Here is a 600-nt window from a genome sequence, read left to right on the forward strand (position 1 = left end):
ACAATATGATAACAAGAAATGGTAAATTATATGGGTATTGAGATCTTGTTTCAAAAGGATAATAAAGCACAGAGTATACAAAGCGAGGAATAGCAATAATTTTATCATCATGTATTAATGATTTTATTTTTAGGTATCTAGGTAACGATCACTGATAATATGCTAAATATAGTGGAAAATTATTTTCTTTAAAAGTAGAGATCATTTATAAGCATTATAGATAGTTAATTGCCATTGGCTTTTCAACATATACTGCTTTACCAGCTTTTGCTGCTTTTATCGTATACTCTTTGTGAGAAGAAGGCGGTGTCGCGATATAGACAGCATTAACATCAATATCATTAATTAAATCATCGGCATTATCATAATATTTAGGTACATTATGTCTTTTAGCATAATTCTTAGCCAATTCAACATCTCTTCTCATTACAGCTACTAACTTAGAGCCTTTAACTTTATAAAAAGCTGGTCCACTTTTAACTTCAGTAACTTTACCACAACCGATAATTCCCCACCGCACTTCCTTCATTATATTATTTCTCCTTTGTTTCAAATGCGCTATTTATAAATTGCTGATGTAGTTGATAAAATCTTTCTACT

At 30.2% G+C, this 600-nt stretch carries 1 protein-coding gene; it reads right to left on the minus strand.

Features of this window, described 5'->3' with window-relative positions:
* Positions 1 to 214: 214 nt before the first annotated feature.
* Positions 215 to 529 carry a Gfo/Idh/MocA family protein gene (locus tag F3D62_RS12485; protein ID WP_224732702.1) on the minus strand — a complete coding sequence of 105 codons (315 nt, stop codon included), beginning with the start codon at positions 527 to 529 and terminating at the stop codon, positions 215 to 217.
* Positions 530 to 600: the final 71 nt, after the last annotated feature.

This window comes from Francisella sp. SYW-9 (assembly GCF_008711465.1).
Lineage (GTDB): Bacteria > Pseudomonadota > Gammaproteobacteria > Francisellales > Francisellaceae > Francisella.